The organism is Halalkalibacter sp. AB-rgal2 (genome assembly GCF_041821005.1).
In the GTDB taxonomy this organism is placed as follows: domain Bacteria; phylum Bacillota; class Bacilli; order Bacillales; family Bacillaceae_D; genus Halalkalibacter.
Window position 1 is genome coordinate 51,176 of sequence record NZ_JBGUAV010000006.1, and the last position, 22,903, is coordinate 74,078.

The following is a 22,903-nucleotide window of genomic DNA, read 5'->3' on the forward strand; positions in this document are numbered from 1 at the left end:
CAGTGATGTGCGTCGGCTCCGTTCGGGACACGTTATTCTGAAAGAACCCCACTTCAGAATAACTTCAATCCATTGTAACGACTGCGCACGACGCATTTAATAGAAAACGCTGTCGCGTTTTTCATAAAAAGGATGGTTGTTATGGTATTTAATATTAAAGATTCAAATGAACGAGTGGTGAAAACGGATTTTCCACGTGAAATAAAGAAAATTGATTCCATCTTTATTCCGATGTCTGATGGAAAAAAGCTAGCTGCGACGATATGGTTACCGGTTGATGCAGATGAGTATCCGGTACCGGCCATTTTAGAATACATTCCGTATCGTAAAAATGATTTTACAGCGATTCGTGATTCGGTTCGCCACCCTTACTTTGCTGGACATGGTTATGCGAGTATTCGTGTTGATATACGTGGTACGGGTGATTCTGATGAGTACTTACCTGATGAATATTTAAAGCAGGAGCAGGATGATGCGTTGGACGTATTAAGCTGGATTGCTGAACAGCAATGGTCAACAGGAGCGGTTGGAATGATCGGTAAATCATGGGGAGGCTTTAATAGCTTGCAAGTGGCAGCAAGAGCTCATCCTGCATTAAAGACGATTATTACGCTTTGTTCAACTGATGACCGTTATGCTGACGATGTTCATTATCGTGGCGGAAATGTGCTAGCTTCAGATATGCTTTGGTGGGCGTCAACGATGTTTGCCTATAATGCACGCCCCCAGGACCCAGCAGTCGTTGGCAATAGCTGGAGGGAAAATTGGTATGAGCGTTTAAATACACCACCATTCGTTGAGGGATGGCTGAAGCACCAACGTCGTGATGATTATTGGAAGCATGGCTCTATTTGTGAGGATTTTTCAAAGATAAATATCCCTGTTTTTGCAGTAAGTGGCTGGCAGGATGGGTATACCGATTCTGTATTTAGACTGTTGGAGCATTTGCCTAAAGAAAGCAAAGGGTTAATTGGACCATGGGCTCATGAATATCCTGAAGTCGCGACACCGGAACCTGCGATTGGTTTCTTGCAAGAGTGTTTGCGTTGGTGGGATCAATGGTTGAAGGATGAAGATACGGGTATTATGGAAGAGCCAAAGCTCATGACCTGGATACAAAATAGCGAGCGTCCGGCTGTGACGTATGAGGAGCGCCCTGGGAAATGGGTTGGTGATCCATCGTGGCCGTCACCAAATGTAAATGGGCAATCGTGGTGGATTTCGAGTGGAAGATTACTCAATAACAAGCGAGATGTGAGACAGTCTGAAGAGGTGGTTCCGAGTGTCCAAGAGCATGGGTTCTATTCAGGTGTATTCTGTCCTTTTGGCCAGCCAGGAGATTTACCTGCTGATCAACGTAATGAAAATGGGAAGGCGGTTGTGTTTACATCAGCGCCATTAGAAGAAACGATTGAGCTATTAGGTCATCCAGTCTTTCATGCAGAGCTGTCTAGTGACCAAGAGAACGCACTGATTGCTGTTCGACTTATGGATAAAGCACCTACAGGCGAATCAACGTTAATTAGCTGGGGTATGCTGAATTTAAATCACCGTCATTCCCACGAGTTTCCAGAAAAGCTCAAGCCGAATCAACGATATCACGTTCAGGTTCAGCTTGATTCGCTCGGGCAACAAATTCCAAAGGGGCATCGACTTGAAGTGGCTGTAGCGCCAACCTATTGGCCGTCAGCGTGGCCGTCACCAAAGCCAGTAACACTCAGATTATTTGAAGGTGATACACGAATGGAACTACCTGTTCGAACGGCTCAGACTGGAGATGGGGAAATGATTTCATTTGATCGACCTGAAACGGCTGAAGTGATGGAACGAGAGGTGATTCGTAAGGAAGAGAGAACACGAGAAGTCATTCATGACCCTATTGAAGGTGTGTGGACAGTTGCCGACTCTTCAGATGAAGGGGAGCGCCGGTTGCCGAGTAATGGTATCCAATATGGTAGTATCAATCGTAATAAATGGAGCATTAAAGAAGGAGATCCCCTCTCGGCACGAAATATATGTGAGTGGGAGCTTACTTTAGGTCGGGGTGAAAATTGGCAGACAAGGCTTGAAACGTATAGTGAAATGTGGAGTGATGAGACACATTTCTTCCTTATTAATCGTTTAACAGCCTTTGAAAATGGCAAGCAAGTTTTCACTCGCACGTGGGAAAAATCGATTGAACGTGACCATGTTTAAGGAGAATGATAGAATAGTGTCATAACATTGGAAGTGATGTAAGGACGTGTCGTAAATGGCTACGAGTAGAAAGGACATACAGAAGGAACGAATGTGGCGTTATTTTGTTGATGCGACGGTAGAATTGATTGAACAAGAAGGCATTGAAAAGGTGACCATTCGTAAAATTGCTGATAAGGCAGGCTATACGAGTTCAACGGTGTATAACTATTTTAAAGAGTTATCTCATTTAATCTTCTTTGCTTCAATGCGCTTTACGAAGGAGTACATTGAAGAACTACCGTCTTATATGAAGGAAGGAAATCATACGGTGGAAAAGTGGCTGTATAGTTGGAAATGCTTTTGTAAGCATTCGTTTGAAAATCCATCGATCTATTCCATCATTTTTATTGACGATTTAGGTGTTGTACCAGAAGAGTTACTAGAATCGTACTATAAACTATACCGCAACGACCTAGTTGGGTTGCCAAAGCCCATTCAAGAAATTATCGTTCAGCATAGCTTTTCGAAAAGAAGTGCGCTATATATTAAGCAGGCTGTTAACGAAGGTTTTATGGAAGAAGCTGAGGTTGAACGGATTTCTGATATAACCTATCTTATCTGGGCAGGGATGATGACTAGCTATTTAAACAATCGGATGAAGGCAACGAAAGAGGAAGTAATCGAACAAACGATGAAGTTGATCACGGACACAGTGTTAAAGGCGGTCAAGCCTGAAAAGCGCCAAGAGGTGCAGTTTTAACTTCAATTATAGGGGTTTCAAAGGGGATGAGTCCTTTTGAAGCTCTTTTTTTCGCCAAATAAAAAGTGGTTGACAAAAAAAAGAAAACTCATTACAGTATTAACTGTATTAATAAAAATAATACAGGGAGTGCGATAAAGTTTTAATTTTTTTTTTACTATTTTTGAAACGAATGGTTTATGTCTTTCGTCTTATTTAATGGAGGTAGTAGGAATTAGTAAAAATGAAGTAAAAAGATGTCGAAATATAGTTTTAATCTTTAGTTGTTGCAAATATTTAAGAAGATTATAATAGAACTGTAGAAAAACCTGTCATTTTTACATATTTTTAACTGGATGGTGATGAGAGCAGGCATTGGCAACCTGTTTTAATAAGCATATTTTTCACTGCTAAGGAGGAAAAGGATGAATTTTTTTAAACGAGGATTGTTAAGTATTACGAGAAAAAAAGGGAAGTCTCTTATTTTATTAGCGATTATTTTCATATTAGGTAACTTAATAGCTGGTGGGATCTCGATTCAGCAAGCGACAAGTAATGTGGAACAAACGATCAAAGAAAGACTTGGGACATCAGCAACGCTGCAACCGGATCATGAAGCAATGAATCAAATGAGTGAAGAAGAGTGGATGGATTTTGAATATCCGACTGTAAGCCTTGATTTAATTCAGCAGGTCGGGCAGTTAAATTATGTGAAATATTATGATTATAGCATTTCCACCTATTTAGGTTCAGATAATCTTGATAGCTATCAAGGTGATATGGATATGGATATGTACGAAAGTCATAGCATGGATTTCCGTTTGAAAGGAACTAATTATGCGCCTGTAATGGATTTTGAAGAGGGAAATGCACAGCTTCTTGAAGGGCGTGTCTTCAATGATGAAGAGATCACGAACGGTACTCCGGTAGCCATTATTTCAAAGAACCTCGCCGAACATAATCAGGTTGCAATAGGTGATACGATTGCCTTAACTAATATCATACTTGATTATGAATCTGGTGATGAAGAAGTATATGATTCACGTGATACGGCATTGGAAGTGATTGGCCTATTCGACCCAATTTCGAGTGTTGAGGAAGGGGAGGAATCGAATCAGGATCGTGGTATGTGGGATTTCATGGATATGGAAGCGCAAAACACGGTATACGTACCAAATGGCGTTGTAGCAGAAGAATTTGAGTTTCAAATTGAAAAAATGATTGAACTGTATCCAGAAGATGCGATGTATTATGAAGATGGTATTGATGGCTATTATACACCACAATATGTATTGCACTCAGTAGATGATGTAGAAGCCTTTTCAGAAGAAGTTCAGCCGCTATTACCTGACATGTATCTCGTTCGGAGTGCAGTCGACCAATATGATAATATCGCAGGGCCGATTCAGTCGATGTCAAAGCAATCAAACTATGTTCTCATTGCTTCGATTATTGCCTCTGTATTAATTATTGGATTAGTTGTTCTTCTTTTCCTACGTGATCGAAAGCGTGAGCTCGGTATTTATTTATCTTTAGGCGAGAGTCGTGGGCGAGTCGTTAGTCAAATCTTAATTGAAGTTATGCTCATTGCGCTTATTGGTATTGCTCTTTCTCTATTTAGTGGAAATCTATTAGCTAGTAGTGTGTCTGATACATTAATAGCTAATGATGAACAAAATCAAGGATTTGATGATGGATTTTACTATTACGATGAATTTGAAACAAATGTTTCTTCTAATGATGTACTAGACTCGTATGAGGTTCAATTGAGTACAACGTATATCGTTTGGTTCTTAGTCGTTGGCTTATTAACAGTCTTACTTTCAACGGTCATCCCGTTATTATACATTGTCCGTTTAAATCCGAAGAAGATATTAATGTAGAAAAAGAGGTGATATGAATGATTTTAGAGGCGAAAAATGTAGACTACTATTATCAAGATGGTGAAAGCAGGCGTTATATTTTACGTGATACGAGTGCTTCATTTGAAAAAGGGAAATTTTATACGATTCTCGGTCAATCAGGATCTGGTAAAACGTCGTTATTGGCCCTGCTTAGTGCACTTGATACACCTCATGGTGGAAGTGTGTTGTTTAACGGCGAAGATATTAAAAAAATTGGCTATGAGAAATATCGTCGTAATAGCATCGGCATTATTTTTCAAAGCTACAATTTGATTCCGACATTTACAGCTGTAGAAAATGTACTAGTACCGATGACGATTACGGAAAATGACATTCCAGATGATATGAAAACTGTTGCTTACAATCTCTTAGATTATATTGGTATTGTAAAAAGTAAGGCAGATCGGTATGTCAATAAGTTATCTGGGGGAGAACAGCAGCGTGTAGCTATTGCACGAGCGCTAGCAACGAATGTTGAGCTGATTTTAGCAGATGAGCCTACCGGAAACCTTGATGAAGAAAAGGAACAGGAGATTATTGATATTTTTAAAAAGCTAGCTCATGAGCATCAAAAATGTGTCATTATGGTCACTCACTCGCAAGAAATTGCACAGCAGTCGGATCAAATATTCTCGTTAAGGAAAGGTGTCTTAACGCCACATGAGTGATTTTCTATCAAAATTTAATAAAGATCAGTATGATGAGCTGGTGAATGAGAAGGAAAAGGATACTGAGACGGAGAAGCCTTCAACAGAAAAAGTGGAGCAGACCGAAACGAAGTCATCTGCTTCTGAGCCTTCTACTCAACCGATTCCTTCTTCAAGTAATGAGGGGCGAAGGTATGAAGAGTTAGAGGAAACGGAAATTGATCCGACCTATAAAAGGAAGAAGCGACGAACAATCATTATATCGATTGTAGGAGGAGTCTTAGCTCTTCTCCTCATCTTCTTCATTTATGATCGTTCCGTCCATGTCGCAATGGAGGACTTTGTTGGACAGCCCGTTTCTGAAGCGCGAGCTTGGGCGGCTGAGTATAATATCGAAATTGACCTAACCCATGAAAGTAGTATGGAATACGACACAAATCAAGTGATGTCACAGGCGATTCCTGCAGGAGATAGGGTCAGAAAGGGCGAGACAATCTCGCTTGTTAGTAGTACGGGCCCAGATCCAGATGAGCACATAGAGTTACCTGATTTCACTGAAATGAGTCAACATGAGGCTGAGACATGGATAGCAGATTATAAAGTTGAAAACCTTCAACTATTATCTGAGTACAATGATGATGTTGAGGAGGGCGAATTCATTCGTCTTGTAATCCGTGATTCAAACGTTGCGGAGGAGGAATACCGCCGACGCGATAGCGCCATCGTTTATTATTCTAGGGGCGAGGAAGTGTTTGAAAAGGATATCGACGTACCAGACTTTACGGGTCAAACACGAGTCGAAGTAGAGCAATGGGCAGAAACAAATGAAATTGAAATCACATATAAAGAAGAAGCCTCAAATAGTGTTGAAGCGGAGCTAGTCGTAAGTCAAAGTGTTTCTCCAGAAGATAAGGTTGCTAAAAGAGATGAAATGGAAGTTGTCATTTCGCTAGGACAAGCAACAACGGTTCCTCATTTTGGTGAACTTACAATGGAAGAAGCGACGAGTTACGGTGATTTAGTCGTAATGGTTCAACAGAGGTATCATTCTGAAGTTCCATTTGGCGGATTAATCTCACAATCGGTTAGTGCTGGTACTGAGTTGACCGATCGCGATAATAAAGAAATACAGGTTGTTTATTCGCAAGGACGTCCGTACTTAAGGGACTATCGTGGTATGCTTGAAGGGGATTTACCGCAGGCATTTTACGAGGACTACCAATCAAAGGGTGCTGATATTCGCTATACGGTCAAATATGTCGATGCACCAGAAGTAAAAGGAACAGTCGTTGGAATGAGTAAGTTTAATGAATTTGTTTCAATGTCTTATACGGTTGAAATTCGAATAAGCAATAACGCAAATGCTTCTTCTGGCTCTTGGGACGATGAAGAGGACATACAAGAAGAGATCTCTCCGATTGAAGAAACTCCTCAACCTGGAGAGGAAGAGGAAAAATAAGTATTTTATAAGCTCTTATTTACTTATAGCTGTTGATACAGGTATAAGTAAATAAGGCTTTTTTTAGAAGGAGAGGAATAAAGTGTTTTTCCATGATAAGTAGAGGCGTCTCGAAAATGAAAAAGTTCAATTATTAAATTTGTGGTATGAGTGTGGTAAGATATTGAACTCATACTCCTTTATTTCTTAGCAAATATGGGCGATATTAAAAGTGATACAGCTATGAAGCATAGCATGAATACACTCGTTAAACATAATAAACTCATTTTCGTCACTCCTATGTGTTCGAACTACATAGTACGTATACCCAAAAGAAACTGTATCTAGTACTCTTTATAAGGAGGGAGCAGCTTTACACAATTCCAAAAGACAAACAGTGCAATAATAGGGTGCAAGGCCCCAAAAATACTAAATCTTGCTGATATTACAGCTGTAAAAAACAACGCAATAATCATAACGAATAAACCAATACTTTTCCAAATGATTTTCTTTGGTAATTGGGCAAAATAGGTCAATAATGCCATGATAAGTGGAAGGAAAAAGAAGAATCTAGCAAAAATCACATGGTAACTCCAATTTATTGGGTTTATGAATAATGCAAATCCTGTTAGTAGGACCTGAATGATGATACAAAGAGTAAAGGTCCAAGAAATGATACCAAGGCAAGCTCGGAAAATGGGTACAAGTTTCTGTTTAGTCATTTATTTTTCCTCCTTATTAGGGAATGCTTCTCCCATTTATAAATCATGTTTGATTTTTTATACACGATCATGATCAGCTTTCCAACTTTGAATGGATTGTTTAATCTCATTAGGTGACAAGTTTTTTTGAATAGCTTTATTACATAAGCTTGGAAATTCTTCATCTGATGCAAAGCGTAAGGCAACAATTTGCTTAATTGATAAACGAGAGTCTGGTAATGTTCCTGTTAAAGTAAAATAACGGATACGCTCCTCGGCTCTTATAGCCCGATCCTGTACCTTGCAGGTGAAAGACCGAAGAAAAAATACTGTAATTGTTACGATCAATGCAATTGAAATTAATAGCATGGAGGTGAAAAGGAATTCTCCTCTTAGTGCCTCAAAAAAGGCGTTGCTAATAGCAAAAATAAAAGTAATGAAGCAAAGCGGAACTAAGAAATAGTGAAATACGGGTACCGATCTAGTATGGTTATTAAATGATTGTGGTTTCAATTGTGTTGTCTCCTTTCCTCATAATATAAGAGTCTTACATCATCACAATATATTATTTGAGTGGGTGCTCACTCAAATAATATAAAAGAGGCTGTATTTAAACCTCTCTAGACGTCTACGATGATCTCCAGAAAAATAAATCTAGCTACAATCATAGTCTACATCTATCTGTCGAAATAAAGTGTCCAACGTACGATAAACTACTATAATTGCTTCTGAATCTGAATGTTCATTTCCTAGAAAATTCATTTGAAATGCATATTGAAAGCAACTACCAAGTATCATATCAGCAGCAGCTCTCGGATTAATACTTAATGACAATCTGCCGATTAGTTGTTCTTCGTGAAGGTAAGATTCAATGGCTTCATTTGCTCGATGAGGGCCTTCATTACGCTGTTTAAATCCTTCTCTCTGACGAGTCAATAATGAAGGATCGGAAAAAATAGATGCCATTAAAGGCATTGAACGATAGTAGTCTTCAAGGGTGATAATGGCGACTTCCTCCAAGTTTTCTCTTACAGTTCTTGTTCCTATTCGATCTGGAAGAATCGTTAAAGCACTCATTAAGTTTCTTAGCTCTCCTCTTAAAACATACAAAAATAAATCTTCTTTATTCTCAAAATTGTTATAAATTGAGCCTTCAGAGCAATTTGCTAAGCGAGCAATTTCTTTAGTGGTCGTTCGTGAAAGTCCTTTTGTTTGAATAACCTCTTTGGCTGCTTGAATGATTTTTTCTCGTAACTCCAATTTGGGATCCCTGCCTTTCAATTTCTTGACAATAAATAAAATCGCGAGTACACTTTTTATTATGAGTGAGTACTCACTCGATGTCAACCTAAAAAATGAGTGTGCGCTCACTCAAAAATAAAATTTCTGGAGTGAAAAAGATGAAAAGTGAAAATGGTGTGAGTATAACTGTTTCAAAGTCTGTTCGATCAAACACTTTCAATAGGCTATTAATTCTTGTCGTGCTCGCTATTGAATTGTTGGCAACTTACGCCAGTGTAACGGGTGAACCCTTGAATCCGGTTGATCATTGGATAGTGACAAGAGAGACGGATTGGATGGCGTTTGTATTGGTGTTTGTAGGATGCGTTTCGCTTTTTTGGCAAAACATACGACCTACTCTTGCTTTAATTATCACGACGTTGTCTTATTGTGCATACATTTTGAGTGATTACGAATTGGGCTTGTTTCTCCCGGTCATGTTAATTTTATATACTAGTGTGGCAAATGGCCATTCTCGTATATGGCCATTTTGTATGGCAATGATAAGTTTCCTTGTCTCGTTATTTTGGGTCTATCAACGACTGATTCAAGTAAACGATTCAGGTGTTATAATGTTTGCTTGGGTTGCATTTGGGGCGGTCTTTGCTGTATTCTTTATTGCGCCTCTTCTCATAGGAGAAATTGTGTACCTACGCCGGAAAAAGTAGTGAGCAGATTAGTGTTGAGCTATACAAATTTGATCAAAAAAGCACCTCCATTTGAATGTTGGTTCACACTTGGAGGTGCGAAATTGCCAAGACAGTATTCATAGTGTACATGTACATTATTTTCGTATTTGCTCATTGAGTTAGCGTACGGTTTGTTGAACCCTGTTTATGTATTCACCTTTTTCATCATTAAACTTACTAACAAGGAAAGAAGCGTATAAATCAATACCCAAACGAAGAATGAAGGATTAAAGATGGTAAATGTTAAATACGATAAATGTTAGTATAGGCATTAGCATCCACTTATGAGATAGAATGTAGCCTATTATAGAAGCTAGAATAAGACTAATAGGATATACGACTAATACTGAAATAAACTCCATGTACCTAAAACCCTTCTTAATCCACTTGCTTAAGAGTGTCCTCGATCGCTTCAAGTCTCTTGTTCATATCTTGAATGGCATTCATTTGCTGTTGCTGTAATGTTGTTATTTCTTGGTCGATTCTCAACCGTTCTTCAGCACGTCGTTCCGTGCGTCGCACAATACGTATCACATAGATGATTAAGAAGATGAACAGAGCAAGGGGTAGTAATATGGTTAGAAACGCGACTAATTGATAAAGAATTGATCCTAAATGAATGGAAGAATCCACTGATTTAATCACCTCTTTCTTTTTTCGGCTTTACTGTAAGGCTCCAAGACATTTGTGTAATGAACTGTTCATCTAAAGGGATATGAAAAGTGTTCAATTCATAATATTTCATCGTCTTCCCATCTGCTGCTATTTCATGTTGCCCTGTAACAAGTCCAGCCTCCTCTAATTTTTTCAAATGAAGATAGAGCAACGGCCTACTTATGGCTAGCTCTCGTGCCAATTGACTGACGTATGGTCTTTTGTTGAATAAGATCGAAATGATTTTAAGTCGGTAAGGATTAGAAAGGGCCTCTAGAACGTTTAGTAATTCATCGCCATTATGTATTTGTCTCATATGTAATAATTTTATGACAGGTTCTATTATCTTTCAATGGAAAGTAATAGATAAATTAAATCTTTTTCATTTGAAATGTAAAAGGAACTACAAATAAATGTTATAATTAAGTTAACTATAATAGGAGGAGTATCGATTGGATTGGATATTGTGCATGACCACAATAGACCAAACACATTTGATCAACAAAATGGCTATGCATATATTCATATTAATCGTATTTATTTTAGCGCAAGTTATTTTGAACTTTTTTTTAATCGGTTCATGGGTTGCTTTTGGTGAGCTCATGGAGATATATGGAATTCCTATACACTTTATATTAATGTGTGTATTAAATATCGGTTCTCTTGTTCTAGTTGTAACACTATTAAAAAATGAAGAAACAAAACAAATCAAATATACGGAATCCACTCACGAAGAGCAGTTCCGGGCGTTAGTGGCTTCTGTTCGATCTGATCGTCATGACCTTAACAATCACTTAACGGTTGTAGCAGGCTTATTAAAAATTGAAAATTATACAAGCGCTGTCAAGTATATTAATGAGGTCATAGGTGAAGTGAAGATTAATAATAAAGCATTATCGATTAAAAATGCGGTTCTAGCATCCATCTTATTTTCAAAAATGGAATTATATCAAAAGCATAAGGTTCCTTTCTCTATCGATATTTCAAGTGAGGGGATTACAAAGCGTCTTACATCGACGGATTTACTTCGACTCGTTAGTAATTTGCTAGATAATGCATATGAAGCAACGATTGAATTGATAAAGGATAAACAAATGATTGCATTTGAAATGGCCGAGGGAATGGATCATTACGATATTATCGTAAGAAATTCTTGTGCTCATCAATTAGATGGGGATTTCTTGAAATCAGGGTTTTCGACGAAGGGCTCTAGCCAACCTCGAGGGTTTGGGTTATCAATTATTCAGGAGGTGACTAAGAAATATGGGGGAACGCTCCATATGAAAAGTGAACAATCTATTGTTGTGTTTCATTTAGTTTTTCCAAAAGGAGAAAAATGATGATAACCAAAATAAGTAGATATGTAGCAAAAAGGTTATGCATGTATACGAATCGACAACAAGAGATAGAATACGTGCGTTATGGATTGGAGATTATTTTAGGTGGTATGCTGAAGTGGATTTGCCTTATGGGGGTTGCATTTATCCTAGGGGTGGTTCCTGCTATGGTAGCAACATTGTTTACCTTCTCTATCTTTCGAATGGCAACAGGTGGGTATCATTACTCGACGTATTTCCGATGCTTTATAGCAGGCTTGCTAAGTATGACAGCGATTTCATTGATTGCTTCTAAAGTAATGGTTCAATATAATGAACAATTTTTATTCATTTCCATTTCAATTGTGTTCATAGTTGGATTGCTTTGCATTTATTTATATGCTCCCTCTAATCATTTCTATAAAAAAAGTACTAAAAAACAGAGAAAAAAATTACAACAATTTGCTTTCATTCTCTTGTTTATTTGGGTTATACTTATGTATAATCTAGTTAATATTAATGCTGAAATCGTTTGGGCTTCTGTGTTAGGGTTACTCTTTCAACTTAGTAGTACTCTTCCACTTTCCTATAAAATTGTTAGGAAGGTGGAGAATATAATAGAATGGAGGACTCAAAATGAAAAGGTTAGCTAAAGTAGTACTTGCGTCACTAGTCGGTGTTATTGTGTTTGTGTCTAAGACAGAGATTAGCTCGGCCTCTGCTTTTCTCCTTTATCAGCCTGAACCACCTGAAAAAGAACAGTAATACTTTTTAGCACCAATGTGAAGGTCTTCTAAGGAGCGGTTTTATGTCATGGTACAGCTATTTATTTATGTCACTACCTGAAACGTTCGTTTTATTAGTAGTAGCATTTGTTTTATTTGGATTACCGATTAAAGAGAAGTTAAAGTCAATTTTGCTATTTGCCGTGATTCAAGGAGCTTTTGTATTTATATTTAGTTTATACATGCAAAACTCCTTGAAGCCTTTTTTGAGTTTATTAAGCTTTTATTTGCTCATATGGCTTATCTTCCGGTACCACCCATTAATTAGTGTAATGATTACATTAACGTCTTATTTATTCTTAGTTATTTTTGAATTAACCTTAACCTTTTCTTTTATTCAATTTTACCCAATTAGCTATGAGGAGCTTTTTGCTGATCCTTGGATACGAATTGCTGCAAGCTTTACAATGGTTCAAATCCCAATTTTGCTCATTGCGTGGGTCTTACATAAGTTGCACTGGACGATTCGATTACCTGCTTTTGTGAGACGATAATTTCTTGATCATATTTTTGATTCAACCTACCGAGTTCATTACTTTTCAGTAGGTTTTTTTAATTTAAATAAACGGTGATGTTGTTGGAATATATTTGAGAGTGAGAGGAGCATGAGCTAAAGCATGCGAGAGATGAGGAGAATACCACAACGTACAGTAGGTATATTATTGTTTAATGAGGTAGAAGTATTAGATTTTGCAGGGCCATTTGAAGTCTTTTCTATTACGTCTATACCGCATTCTAATGAAAAGCCGTTTGTTGTAAAAACCATTTCGGAAAGTGGTGAATTAGTAACGGTGAGAAATGGATTAAAGGTGAAACCAGATTATAGTTTTGCTAATCACCCTGCATTGGATATTGTGATTATTCCTGGAGGGTATGGCGCTGAAGAGATTGAAATAAATAATCCGAACGTCATTGAATGGATTCAACACCAACAACCGAAAGTAGAGTTTATGACGTCCGTCTGTACAGGTGCGCTCCTACTTGCTAAAGCCGGTATTCTTGATGGAAGGAAAGCAACAACCCATTGGATGGATCTCGATCGATTAGAACAAGAATTCCCTTCTGTATCAGTCCAACGTGGAGTTAAGTTTGTTGATGAGGGAGCACTTATCACTTCCGGAGGGATTTCAGCAGGGATCAATATGTCTTTTCATCTTATTTCTCGATTACACGGAAAAGAAGCTGCTATTGAAACAGCGAGACGAATGGAGTATGAAATTGAATTATCATGCTCTTGAGCTAATGAAGAGTAAAGACTTTGTCCCGGCGGTTTAACACCGGACAAAGCCTCTTTGCTGACTGTTTACTTTCTCAGGTTCATCATTTCATCTGCTACAAATTGCACGTTTGTTCCAACCACGACTTGGATATTGTGCTTATCGATGACATAAATGCCGGGGACTCCGGTTGATTTGATTCGTTCTTGATCGACATTGTCCATTTCACGTACTTCTAGTCGGAGACGTGTAATACAGTTATCGACGGACAAGACATTTTTGTCTCCACCTAATGCTTCGTAGATTTCCTTTGCCATTATGGCGGTTGTTTGTCCGGCTTCAGTTGTAGATTCACTTTTCGAAGCTTCTAAAACGTCCTCATCTTCACGTCCTGGTGTTTTCAAGTTAAATTTCACAATTAAGAAACGGAACAAAACATAATAAACAATGAAAAATGCGAGACCTTGTAAAAGTAACATATAGGGCTGATTAGCTAGTGGTAGTCTTGAGCTTAAAGCAAAGTCAATTAACCCAGCACTAAAGCCAAACCCAGCAGTCCATTGGAATGTTGCTGCAATAAATAGAGATAATCCTGTGAGTGCAGCGTGAACGACATATAGAGCTGGAGCTAAGAACATAAAGGCAAATTCAATTGGCTCTGTTACTCCTGTTAAGAAAGCGGCAAATGCAGCGGCAAGTAATAATGAAGCTGCTTGCTTCTTTCTTTTTGATTTAGCAGTATGGTACATCGCTAGTGCAGCAGCTGGCAATCCAAACATCATAATTGGAAAGAAACCCGCTTGATACATACCGGTTATGCCTCTTTCGCCTGTACCTGCCCAGAAGTTTCCGATATCGTTTATACCTGCAACATCAAACCAGAACACGGAATTTAAGGCATGATGTAAGCCGGTTGGGATTAATAAGCGATTGAAAAAGCCATACAATCCAGCACCGATCGCTCCTAACGTACTAATGGCTTCAGCGAATGATACAAGTCCAGAATAAACAAAAGGCCAAACAAAGAATAAAATCGCAGAAGCGATAAGCATAGAGACAGATGTCATAATAGGTACAAGTCGTTTTCCGCTGAAAAAGGCAAGTGCATCTGGGAGCTGAACGTTGCTGAAGCGATTGTACATGTTCGCTGCTACTAAGCCAGATAATATTCCAATAAACGCATTGCCAATATTGTCAAAAGCAGCGTTGACATTTTCTAGCTCTACTCCAGTTAACATCCCTACAGAATTTGGAGAAAGCAAAGTGGTAATAACAAGATAGGCAACGAGACCACTTAACGCAGCTGAGCCGTCGCGTTCCTTTGCCATCCCTAGAGCGACACCGAGAGCGAATAATATTGGAATGTTGTCAATAATGGAGCTTCCGGCTGTAATAAGGAAGGCCGCTATCACATTTCCTTCTCCCCATCCTGATGGATCAATCCAATAACCAATACCCATTAAGATCGCTGCTGCTGGTAGAACGGCAACAGGAAGCATTAAAGAACGGCCAAGTCTTTGTAAATATTTCATCATGAGAATTCCCCCTTAAATCATATAATTATATAAATGAAAGCGTTTTCTTACAAAGCGATATTTGTTCTATTTTTAGATCATGTATCGGTTATTTTTTTTGTAATCTTTCAATATGAAGTGTAATATAACCGAGTTCTTCATCAGGCAATTCGATTCCATGTAAGGAAATAAGCTCTTGTTGAACGTGAATAGCGCATTGATAAGAATGGGCAAATTTTTTCTTAATGATTGTGAGCATCTCGTTATCCATTGAATGGGTGTTATACTGATTCATGCGAGTTAGTGCAAAGCGAAGATGGGTAATTAATCGCTCATACGACAGGTCATCCTCATTAATGGTGATTTCAAGGAATTGTGTTATTGTATCAACCATATGGCGTAAAATAGCCGTTTGTCTGACGGTTTGTTTCATATCACCTCCTTGGATTTTCATTGTATGAATATGGAGTGCGATGAACGCCGCCTCATCAACAGGCATTTCTACGTTGATAGTCGTTTTAATATGTTTAATGGCCCACATTCCAATGGCAAATTCATCTTTGTAAAGTATTTTTATTTCTTGAAGAAGTTTATTTTTTAAATGAATTCCTTGTGCCTCTCGCTCAATCGCAAATGACAAATGATCAGTTAAAGCAAGAAAAATATGTTCATTTAGCTTTGTATCGAGCTCTTTTTCTGCATAATCGATAATATCTTCAGAGAGGATAAAGTGTTGTTCGGGAATACGCAATAGAAGCTGTTGGAGCTTCTCATTTTCCTTTAATACGAAGAGTTTTTCAACATCATTCGGCTTAATAATGTCATTTCTTTTTTTATGGTAAGCAATACCTCCTCCTATTGCGATTTTTTCTTGCCCGTGGTCTGAAACAACAACTGCGTTATTGTTTAATATCTTTTTAATTTTCAAGCTAGTCACCTCCTCTCACTGTATTCATGTACATTCATATGAAATGATAAGAGATTCGTTTGCTGTTACGTTTTTATTTTCGTGGAACTTATATACATGTTTGGTACTTGCGTTATTTGTGATGATCACGGGTGTCATAATATGATTGCCACGCTCTTTTAATAAGGTAACGTCAACGTCTGCTAAAAGCTCGCCTCTTTTCACAAACCTCCCTTTCTCTACATGTATAGTAAAGCCTTCCCCTTTTAAATGTACGGTATCCAGACCGATATGAATAAGGATTTCTGTTCCGTCAATGGTTTTAAGGCCAATCGCATGTTTGGTCGGGGCTACTTGGAGGACTTCCGCATCAATTGGTGATCGAACCTCACCGGTATGTGGAATAATAGCTACACCTTCGCCCATCATTTTTTGACTAAAGACAGGATCTGGCACAGTTTCTAGTGGTACTAGTTCTCCAGTCATAGGGGAAAGTATTTCAACCTTTTTTATTTTTTTGAAAAAATTTTTTAACATAATAGAAACTCCTTTCCTTGCTGTAAAGATAGCGGATATTTGTATACAAAAAAGGCATGGGGGTATGTTAAGAAAGAGCATAAAAATCTTTCTTTAACTACCACCATGCCTGATCGAATCAGTCACATGTGATTCGTCTTTTGTAATTGTTAAATGTATCTTAACATAATTTTTTTAGAGAGGCAATAGATGGATTGAAGCTGTTTGTATAATGTATGCCACGCTTGCTCCATAAGGTTAGTCTCCTTTTGGTATCGTTAAAACGGGTTGAAGATGATTGAGCTTGTTAGGGTTGTTTGTCATATACATTTCATTAATGCATTGATCTCTTATATAAAAGCTTATAACGCTATAGATCGTATCATCTATATAAATAACGATGGTCGGTTGCTCGTTTAGATTGTGAATAGACACACGGAAATCTTTCTTTGCCTTTCGGGTAATCCCATTAAAAAAGGCGAGCACATGTGAATGGGTTTTAATTGGCCGTATAGCTGCTTTTACAATGCCACCACCATCTGAATAAAGCGTTACGTCTTCTGAGAGCAGTTGAAGGAGTTCAGCAATGTTTTGTGTTTGAAAGGCTTTAATAAAACGTTCAATAAGGATGCGATTTTGGTCGTAGCTGAGGCTTTCGGCTTCAACAGAAGAGATTTTCGTTTTCGCTCGACTAAATAGCTTTCGGCAGTTTGCTTCTTGTTTATGAATCATTTTTGCAATGTCTTGATAAGGTAAGTGAAACGCCTCTCTTAATATAAGAACAGCACGTTCATAAGGACTTAAATGCTCCATCATTCGTAAGTAAGCGATGGACAGTCCTTCCTTTTGGATGGCATGAAAGGAAGGTTCGTCTTGACTAACTAGTAAAGGTTCTGGGTTCCATTCACCGGTGTATTGCTCACGGTTATAACGGGATGATTTTAATAGATCGATACATAAATTTGTCATCACCTTGCAGAGGTAAGCCTTTAGATTTGATTGAACGGTGTCGATTTGATAGCACCGTAAGAACGTTTCTTGAACGAGATCCTCAGCATCGGTAACAGAGCCAAGCATACGGTAGCCTAACGAAAAAAGAAGTGGTTTATATTTTATAAATTCCTCTTGACTGATGTTCATTGTTGCATTCCCCCTTGATTTTTCGCAATAATTTCCAGTGCGGCATTTTTTCCGCTATTAATAGCTCCTTCTGCTAAGATGAGCTGTGGATCCGCCCAATCTCCCGCTACATACAATCGGGGCAGCTCGGTTTCCTGATTATTGAAATAGTGATCTTCACCTAACTGCGGTAAACGTTGATTTACAGTGATATTCGGCATAAACCGGCTCGCCTTAACGTGTTGCTTCCAATTAGGCTGGAGCCTTTCTAGAAATTGCTCTAGCTCCTCTTTCACATTCTGTGTATTCTTATCTTCTGTAGGGTGAAGATATTTAAAGAGGTGCAGGACGATATGGTTATGATGTCCCAGCTTGGCATATGTTGAGTGGACGGAATAATATAACGAATCTGTTAAATCTAATGCAAAAAGCTGGTGTCGATCGGGCAATGTAGATAAGGCAATGTCATATGCTGCTCCTTTAATCGGAATGATAGGAGGGATGGAGCTGTTAAGCTGCTGATTGGTCACTTGCTGTAAGTGCTCGGGAGCTCCAGTGTATAGGACAAAGTTACTGACATGCGTTTCGTTATTGTTCGTTTCGACCTGCCATTGTTGCTGATCATTCAACTCAAGTTTCGTAACAGTAGTGTCTGTTTGAACCATACTGTTGGAGAGAAGAGCCTTGTCGTGAAGTTGATTCATTATTTGCTGCCATCCGCCATCTAAATAAAGTGTTCCGCCCGATGTTAATGATAAATGTGAAAGAACGACTCTTGCATTGACTAGCTCTGGAGCATGGCAGTAAGTAGCAAGCCTTGCCAATGCATAAATAAGTGCTTGAACACGATGGGAGGCAGTGGTTTGTTCGACCCATTGCTGAAATGTTTGATTTTCGACTTTTGATTGGTTGATTTGGTTAAAGCTAGTGACCACTTTGATCCAGTCAAATCGTTCTTTTATTGAAAGGAAAGAGCCTCTTAATACATTTAAAAACGAAAAAGGTGCTAAATAGTCGACTTGGTTATATAGGATTGTTCCGCCTCCTGCTGGTGAACGCCCCTTTAACTCAATCGAAAGATCCCCAAGAATAGTTGCAGCTTTACCTTTACGATAAAGAGCATGTGGCCCTAAGTTAAAAAGGTATCCTTTTTTATTAATGGTTCGTGCTCTTCCGCCGATTTCCTTTGACTTTTCCAGAATTAATGTTGATAAATTTGCTTTTGCTAAATAGTTTGCCGCAACATACCCTGCTAACCCACCACCGATAATAATAATATCCCATTGCTTTTTCTCCATACATACCCTCTCCTTTGTTCCTTTTACCCTCTATGACGATGAGTGGTCACATTTTGTGACAAAGCTGTACATACTAATGCAAGAAATGTCGTACGAAAATATAGAATCTATGTTCATTCTTTACATGAATTTTACGTATTTTAAATGTGCTTATTGTTTGTCCATTAAAATTCTTGATGAATAGAGAAAAGGAGGACGAGAAACGTGGCTAATTTACGTTTATTTCTTGCAAGTATGCTCGTTGTACAGCTGTTGCTGTATCCATTATCATCTCAAGTGGTCGCTCTAGATGAAGGTCTGTCACCGACAAAGGAAATACAGCTGGAGCTTATTGGGCGTTATGATAGTGGGGCAGGCTTTAACCAAGGTGGAGCAGAGATTGTAACCTTTGATCGTTACACGAAACAAGCGTTTATTGTTAATGGGGCGCATTATGCAATTGATATTGTGGATCTTTCTACTATTGGTGATGTGAATCTTCTATTGGAAAGGAAAGGTCGTATTCAAGTGAGTGAGCTAGATTTGGGTGCTGGATTTCAAGTTGGTGATATTACGAGTGTTGCGATTCATCCTAGTGGCGATTTCATAGCATTTAGTGTACCTGCTGAACCAAGAACCGATTATGGACGAGTCGTTCTTGCTTATCCTGATGGTAAAGTGATAACTCACGTTGAAGTAGGAGCGCTACCCGATATGGTGACATTTAGCCCTAACGGTGAAATGATTTTAGTAGCGAATGAAGGTGAGCCGAATGATGCATATACGATTGATCCTGAGGGCTCAGTGACGATTATTGATGTTTCAGATGGCCCTCATGTAATGGAAGAACACGTCGTGACAGTTGGGTTTAGTCAGTTGAAGGCAGAGCAAATAGATGAACAGGTGCGTATCTTTGGTCCGGGGGCAGATGCAGCAAAGGATTTTGAACCTGAATATATCGTTGTATCACCTGATAGTAAGGTCGCCTATGTGTCCTTACAAGAAAATAATGCGATTGCGACACTGAACCTAGAAACGAAGCAATTTGATTATGTTCATGGGCTAGGATTTAAAGATCACTCATTGCTTGAAAATGCGTTAGATGCTTCTGATCGAGATGGAGAGGTAGCGATTAAGTCTTGGCCGGTGCTCGGAATGTATCAGCCAGACGGTATTGATTTACTAGAACGAAATGGGACACGTTATATTGTAACGGCAAATGAAGGGGACGCACGTGACTATGATGGTTTTTCTGAAGAATTAAGAGCGAAGAATGTTCGTCATCAGGTTGCTTTAAATGCGGATTATTATCAAGGCTTTTCTCAAGCTGAGCTTGACGAGATGGTGGCAAATGGGGTATTTAATGATGAGCAGCTAGGGCGACTCCGTATAACTTCTGAAATGGGGAAAAATGAGCATGGTGAATACGAAGCGCTTTACAGCTTTGGTGCACGTTCATTTTCCATTTGGGATGCTAGTACAATGGAGCTTGTCTTTGACAGTGGAAGTGAGTTTGAACGTGTGGTTTTGCATTATCTTAGGGAGAGCCATTTTAATGCGAATCACACTGAGAATACTGGGGAAACTCGTAGTGATGATAAGGGGCCAGAGCCTGAGGATGTGAAGATTGGGGTCATTAACGAGCAGTATTATGCGTTTATTGGCTTAGAAAGAGTTGGAGGAATTATCGTATATAATGTGACCGATCCACACGATCCAAAGCTTGTGACCTATTATAATAGTCGTGATTTCACGAAGGACCCAGCGAGTGGACAAGCAGGTGACCTCGGAACAGAAGGGCTGATGTTCGTTGAAGAAGCTGATAGCCCAACAGGCAAACCGCTATTATTAGCAGCTAATGAAGTGTCGGGAACGATGTCGATCTATGAAGTGTCAACGATCAATGATGAGGAACATGGTCTATTTGAGCTGACGATTATGCATACAAATGATACCCATGCCCACTTAGATCAAGTTCCGCGTCGAATTACAGCGATTCGTTCGATTCGTGAGGAAGTGCAACATTCCTTGCTGCTTGATGCAGGAGACGTATTTTCGGGGACGCTATTTTTTAATCAATATCTAGGGCAGGCGGACCTTGAATTTATGAATATGGCTAGCTATGATGCAATGGTTCCTGGTAACCATGAGTTTGACAAGGGACCACAAGTGTTAGCTGATTTTATAAAGAATGCATCATTTCCATTTGTAAGTGCGAATATTAATTATAGCCGAGAGCCGGTCTTTAATGATTTGTTTATTGATCAAATAGGAAGCCCAGGAAAAGAAGGCCGAGTTTATCCAGCGATAGTTAAAGAGTTTAATGGTGAACGTGTGGGGATTTTTGGATTGACGACAGAGGATACAGCTTTCATTGCCAACCCTGGTGCTCATATTAAATTCGAGGATTATTTGAAAAAAGCAGAGGAAACGGTACAACGACTTCAAGATGAAGGTGTAAATAAAATTATTGCATTGACGCATCTTGGCTATCGATATGATGAGATATTAGCTAAGCAAGTAGAAGGAATTGATATTGTCGTTGGAGGGCATAGTCATACGTTGCTTGAGGAGCCTGTCGTATTTCTTGAGCATACTGAACCGACGCTTGTAGTCCAAGCAAAGGAATACGGAGAATATCTTGGACGTTTAGACGTTGAGTTTGATGAGGAAGGTGTCCTTCAGTCATGGAATGGGACATTGATTAAAGTCGATGAGCAAAATGCGGAAGGTCAGTTTAAGTATGAGGAGGATTCAATTGCACGTGAGCGCTTAGCCGAGCTACAGCAGCCAATTGAGGAATTGAAGCAGAAGGTCGTTGGACAAACCGCTGTATTTCTTGATGGTGAGCGTGAGCATATTCGGACGCAAGAAACGAATTTAGGAAATTTGATTGCTGATGGGATGCTAGTGAAGGCCAAAGAAAGTGTTGATGCACAAATAGCCCTACAAAATTCCGGTGGAATACGGGCATCCATAGCAGAAGGTGGTATTACTTTGGGTGATGTGCTAACAGTGCTACCTTATGCCAATACATTAGTCACACTTGAATTAACAGGAGAAGAAATTATGGAAGCGTTGGAGTTAAGTGTAAGTTCAATTGAGGATGGGCATGGGCGCTTTTTGCAAGTGGCAGGGCTACGTTTTTACTTTGATCGAAATGAACCAGCGTTTCAGCGTGTATTTCGCGTAGAAGTCGAAACGGAAAAGGGCTATGAACCAATAAAGCTTGATCATACTTATACGGTTGCGACTAATGCATTTGCGGCAGACGGCGGGGATGGTTATACGATGTTTAAGCAAGCGCAAGATGAGGGGAGAATGACGGAGCTCTTCATACCGGATTACGATGTCTTTACGGATTATTTAGATCAAATCGGTACGGTACAGGCTCCTTACGATACAGTAGAAGGGCGTATCGTAGAAGGGGCAGAGGAGGATTTTGATTTTGATCGTAAACCACTACCAGATCCTAAAGAGCCAATAGAGGACTCAGATTCAACAAGCAAAGATGATCAAAAGAAAAAAGTAATACCAGTTGCTGGTGATGGCGGGGAAGGTCCTTCAGAGTACAGTGAAGATAATCAATTAGAAGCTGTGAAAGAAGGGTCGTTACCAAATACAGCAACAAATATGTATAGCTGGTTCATACTAGGCTTGATGTTTGTTATGACGGGAGTGTGTGGTTTAATGGTCTATCGTCGAGTACGGATTTCGTGAAAAAGGGAACGCTCAAAGTCTTATAACTAAAGGCTTTGAGCGTTTCTTTACGTGTGATGTCAGTTAGGGAAGAATCGATGAAGATGTAGGCGAATTCTCAGATGTGGTTGGCTTCACGCGTTACACAGTTTTTATGAAAGAATCCTGCTTTCATAAAAACTTAAATCCGTTGTAACGGCTCCGCACTCAATGCGGTTCCTTATTCCTCTATTTCCTCCATCATTCCCTGTTTCATGTCGTTATACGGTTCCTCATTCTTCTATTTTGGCTTTTATGGCCCCTATTGGACTCATTTAGCTTA

General features: G+C 39.1%; 23 protein-coding genes. 12 read left to right on the forward strand and 11 right to left on the reverse strand.

From position 1 onward, the window contains the following. The first annotated feature begins 141 nt into the window (after positions 1 to 141). The 5 genes from ACERJO_RS06890 (at position 142) to ACERJO_RS06910 (ending at position 6,927) form a co-directional block, all read left to right on the forward strand. Entirely contained in the window at positions 142 to 2,196 is a 2,055-nt protein-coding gene (locus tag ACERJO_RS06890; protein ID WP_373647025.1) for a CocE/NonD family hydrolase, read from the forward strand. Positions 2,197 to 2,251: 55 nt separating this feature from the next. Further along, on the forward strand, positions 2,252 to 2,938 hold the full coding sequence (locus ACERJO_RS06895) for a TetR/AcrR family transcriptional regulator (protein ID WP_373647026.1): 687 nt from the start codon (positions 2,252 to 2,254) through the stop codon (positions 2,936 to 2,938). A gap of 404 nt (positions 2,939 to 3,342) precedes the next feature. Further along, the gene (locus tag ACERJO_RS06900; protein WP_373647027.1) at positions 3,343 to 4,800 is read left to right on the forward strand and encodes an ABC transporter permease; all 1,458 of its coding nucleotides are present in this window, start codon (positions 3,343 to 3,345) and stop codon (positions 4,798 to 4,800) included. 17 nt (positions 4,801 to 4,817) lie between these two features. Beyond that, entirely contained in the window at positions 4,818 to 5,489 is a 672-nt protein-coding gene (locus ACERJO_RS06905; RefSeq protein WP_247101644.1) for an ABC transporter ATP-binding protein, read from the forward strand. Next, positions 5,482 to 6,927 (forward strand): PASTA domain-containing protein, encoded by a 1,446-nt coding sequence (locus ACERJO_RS06910; RefSeq protein WP_373647028.1) that lies wholly within the window; start codon positions 5,482 to 5,484, stop codon positions 6,925 to 6,927. The genes ACERJO_RS06905 and ACERJO_RS06910 overlap by 8 nt, the downstream gene beginning before the upstream one ends. Positions 6,928 to 7,250: 323 nt before the next feature. On the opposite strand, the gene ACERJO_RS06915 is transcribed toward ACERJO_RS06910, so the two are convergent. The 3 genes from ACERJO_RS06915 to ACERJO_RS06925 form a co-directional block, all read right to left on the reverse strand. Continuing rightward, the gene (locus ACERJO_RS06915; RefSeq protein ID WP_373647029.1) at positions 7,251 to 7,628 is read right to left on the reverse strand and encodes a DUF6220 domain-containing protein; all 378 of its coding nucleotides are present in this window, start codon (positions 7,626 to 7,628) and stop codon (positions 7,251 to 7,253) included. A gap of 57 nt (positions 7,629 to 7,685) precedes the next feature. Then, positions 7,686 to 8,120, reverse strand: a complete 435-nt coding sequence (locus ACERJO_RS06920) for a DUF6526 family protein (protein ID WP_247101653.1) — start codon at positions 8,118 to 8,120, stop codon at positions 7,686 to 7,688. 141 nt (positions 8,121 to 8,261) lie between these two features. After that, positions 8,262 to 8,867, reverse strand: a complete 606-nt coding sequence (locus tag ACERJO_RS06925; protein ID WP_373647030.1) for a TetR/AcrR family transcriptional regulator — start codon at positions 8,865 to 8,867, stop codon at positions 8,262 to 8,264. 140 nt (positions 8,868 to 9,007) lie between these two features. Between ACERJO_RS06925 and ACERJO_RS06930 the strand changes: the two genes are divergently transcribed. Beyond that, complete coding sequence (locus tag ACERJO_RS06930; RefSeq protein ID WP_373647031.1) at positions 9,008 to 9,556, forward strand: hypothetical protein; 549 nt, start codon at positions 9,008 to 9,010, stop codon at positions 9,554 to 9,556. 166 nt (positions 9,557 to 9,722) lie between these two features. Here the strand turns inward: ACERJO_RS06930 and ACERJO_RS06935 are convergent, their stop codons facing one another. The 3 genes from ACERJO_RS06935 to ACERJO_RS06945 all read right to left on the reverse strand — a co-directional run bounded on the left by ACERJO_RS06935 (position 9,723) and on the right by ACERJO_RS06945 (position 10,547). After that, complete coding sequence (locus tag ACERJO_RS06935) at positions 9,723 to 9,812, reverse strand: DUF2651 family protein (RefSeq protein WP_247103045.1); 90 nt, start codon at positions 9,810 to 9,812, stop codon at positions 9,723 to 9,725. Positions 9,813 to 9,955: 143 nt separating this feature from the next. Further along, positions 9,956 to 10,210: a hypothetical protein gene (locus ACERJO_RS06940; protein ID WP_247101659.1), complete on the reverse strand. Its 255-nt coding sequence runs from the start codon at positions 10,208 to 10,210 to the stop codon at positions 9,956 to 9,958. A 4-nt stretch (positions 10,211 to 10,214) separates the two neighbouring features. Continuing rightward, the gene (locus ACERJO_RS06945) at positions 10,215 to 10,547 is read right to left on the reverse strand and encodes an ArsR/SmtB family transcription factor (RefSeq protein ID WP_247101661.1); all 333 of its coding nucleotides are present in this window, start codon (positions 10,545 to 10,547) and stop codon (positions 10,215 to 10,217) included. Positions 10,548 to 10,683: 136 nt separating this feature from the next. Between ACERJO_RS06945 and ACERJO_RS06950 the strand changes: the two genes are divergently transcribed. From ACERJO_RS06950 to ACERJO_RS06970, 5 genes are all read left to right on the forward strand, one after another. Next, positions 10,684 to 11,571, forward strand: coding sequence for a sensor histidine kinase (locus ACERJO_RS06950; RefSeq protein WP_247101663.1), 888 nt, complete (start codon positions 10,684 to 10,686; stop codon positions 11,569 to 11,571). Further along, positions 11,571 to 12,200, forward strand: coding sequence for an accessory gene regulator ArgB-like protein (locus ACERJO_RS06955; RefSeq protein WP_373647032.1), 630 nt, complete (start codon positions 11,571 to 11,573; stop codon positions 12,198 to 12,200). The genes ACERJO_RS06950 and ACERJO_RS06955 overlap by 1 nt, the downstream gene beginning before the upstream one ends. Further along, complete coding sequence (locus ACERJO_RS06960) at positions 12,184 to 12,312, forward strand: cyclic lactone autoinducer peptide (protein ID WP_247101667.1); 129 nt, start codon at positions 12,184 to 12,186, stop codon at positions 12,310 to 12,312. The genes ACERJO_RS06955 and ACERJO_RS06960 overlap by 17 nt, the downstream gene beginning before the upstream one ends. A 43-nt stretch (positions 12,313 to 12,355) precedes the next feature. Further along, complete coding sequence (locus ACERJO_RS06965) at positions 12,356 to 12,826, forward strand: hypothetical protein (protein WP_373647033.1); 471 nt, start codon at positions 12,356 to 12,358, stop codon at positions 12,824 to 12,826. 123 nt (positions 12,827 to 12,949) lie between these two features. After that, complete coding sequence (locus ACERJO_RS06970; RefSeq protein ID WP_373647034.1) at positions 12,950 to 13,570, forward strand: DJ-1/PfpI family protein; 621 nt, start codon at positions 12,950 to 12,952, stop codon at positions 13,568 to 13,570. Between the two features lie 65 nt (positions 13,571 to 13,635). On the opposite strand, the gene nagE is transcribed toward ACERJO_RS06970, so the two are convergent. From nagE to ACERJO_RS06995, 5 genes are all read right to left on the reverse strand, one after another. After that, the gene (gene nagE, locus ACERJO_RS06975; RefSeq protein WP_373647035.1) at positions 13,636 to 15,084 is read right to left on the reverse strand and encodes an N-acetylglucosamine-specific PTS transporter subunit IIBC; all 1,449 of its coding nucleotides are present in this window, start codon (positions 15,082 to 15,084) and stop codon (positions 13,636 to 13,638) included. 88 nt (positions 15,085 to 15,172) lie between these two features. Further along, entirely contained in the window at positions 15,173 to 15,991 is an 819-nt protein-coding gene (locus tag ACERJO_RS06980; protein WP_373647036.1) for a PRD domain-containing protein, read from the reverse strand. 24 nt (positions 15,992 to 16,015) lie between these two features. Further along, the gene (locus ACERJO_RS06985) at positions 16,016 to 16,507 is read right to left on the reverse strand and encodes a PTS sugar transporter subunit IIA (protein ID WP_373647037.1); all 492 of its coding nucleotides are present in this window, start codon (positions 16,505 to 16,507) and stop codon (positions 16,016 to 16,018) included. A gap of 237 nt (positions 16,508 to 16,744) precedes the next feature. Next, the gene (locus ACERJO_RS06990) at positions 16,745 to 17,626 is read right to left on the reverse strand and encodes an RNA polymerase sigma-70 factor (RefSeq protein WP_373647038.1); all 882 of its coding nucleotides are present in this window, start codon (positions 17,624 to 17,626) and stop codon (positions 16,745 to 16,747) included. Beyond that, entirely contained in the window at positions 17,623 to 18,903 is a 1,281-nt protein-coding gene (locus ACERJO_RS06995; RefSeq protein ID WP_373647039.1) for a phytoene desaturase family protein, read from the reverse strand. The genes ACERJO_RS06990 and ACERJO_RS06995 overlap by 4 nt, the downstream gene beginning before the upstream one ends. Before the next feature lie 204 nt (positions 18,904 to 19,107). On the opposite strand from ACERJO_RS06995, the gene ACERJO_RS07000 reads away from it, so the two are divergent. Continuing rightward, positions 19,108 to 22,602, forward strand: a complete 3,495-nt coding sequence (locus tag ACERJO_RS07000) for a choice-of-anchor I family protein (protein ID WP_373647040.1) — start codon at positions 19,108 to 19,110, stop codon at positions 22,600 to 22,602. Positions 22,603 to 22,903: the final 301 nt, after the last annotated feature.

What these genes read in the sequence shown, in the direction of transcription:
- ACERJO_RS06890 (WP_373647025.1), top strand. Translation starts at nt 142, where the DNA reads ATGGTATTTAATATTAAAGATTCAAATGAACGAGTGGTGAAAACGGAT.
- ACERJO_RS06895 (WP_373647026.1), top strand. Translation starts at nt 2,252, where the DNA reads ATGGCTACGAGTAGAAAGGACATACAGAAGGAACGAATGTGGCGTTAT.
- ACERJO_RS06900 (WP_373647027.1), top strand. Translation starts at nt 3,343, where the DNA reads ATGAATTTTTTTAAACGAGGATTGTTAAGTATTACGAGAAAAAAAGGG.
- ACERJO_RS06905 (WP_247101644.1), top strand. Translation starts at nt 4,818, where the DNA reads ATGATTTTAGAGGCGAAAAATGTAGACTACTATTATCAAGATGGTGAA.
- ACERJO_RS06910 (WP_373647028.1), top strand. Translation starts at nt 5,482, where the DNA reads ATGAGTGATTTTCTATCAAAATTTAATAAAGATCAGTATGATGAGCTG.
- ACERJO_RS06915 (WP_373647029.1), bottom strand. Translation starts at nt 7,628, where the DNA reads ATGACTAAACAGAAACTTGTACCCATTTTCCGAGCTTGCCTTGGTATC.
- ACERJO_RS06930 (WP_373647031.1), top strand. Translation starts at nt 9,008, where the DNA reads ATGAAAAGTGAAAATGGTGTGAGTATAACTGTTTCAAAGTCTGTTCGA.
- ACERJO_RS06945 (WP_247101661.1), bottom strand. Translation starts at nt 10,547, where the DNA reads ATGAGACAAATACATAATGGCGATGAATTACTAAACGTTCTAGAGGCC.
- ACERJO_RS06955 (WP_373647032.1), top strand. Translation starts at nt 11,571, where the DNA reads ATGATAACCAAAATAAGTAGATATGTAGCAAAAAGGTTATGCATGTAT.
- ACERJO_RS06960 (WP_247101667.1), top strand. Translation starts at nt 12,184, where the DNA reads ATGAAAAGGTTAGCTAAAGTAGTACTTGCGTCACTAGTCGGTGTTATT.
- ACERJO_RS06965 (WP_373647033.1), top strand. Translation starts at nt 12,356, where the DNA reads ATGTCATGGTACAGCTATTTATTTATGTCACTACCTGAAACGTTCGTT.
- ACERJO_RS06970 (WP_373647034.1), top strand. Translation starts at nt 12,950, where the DNA reads ATGCGAGAGATGAGGAGAATACCACAACGTACAGTAGGTATATTATTG.
- nagE (WP_373647035.1), bottom strand. Translation starts at nt 15,084, where the DNA reads ATGATGAAATATTTACAAAGACTTGGCCGTTCTTTAATGCTTCCTGTT.
- ACERJO_RS06985 (WP_373647037.1), bottom strand. Translation starts at nt 16,507, where the DNA reads ATGTTAAAAAATTTTTTCAAAAAAATAAAAAAGGTTGAAATACTTTCC.
- ACERJO_RS06990 (WP_373647038.1), bottom strand. Translation starts at nt 17,626, where the DNA reads ATGAACATCAGTCAAGAGGAATTTATAAAATATAAACCACTTCTTTTT.
- ACERJO_RS06995 (WP_373647039.1), bottom strand. Translation starts at nt 18,903, where the DNA reads ATGGAGAAAAAGCAATGGGATATTATTATTATCGGTGGTGGGTTAGCA.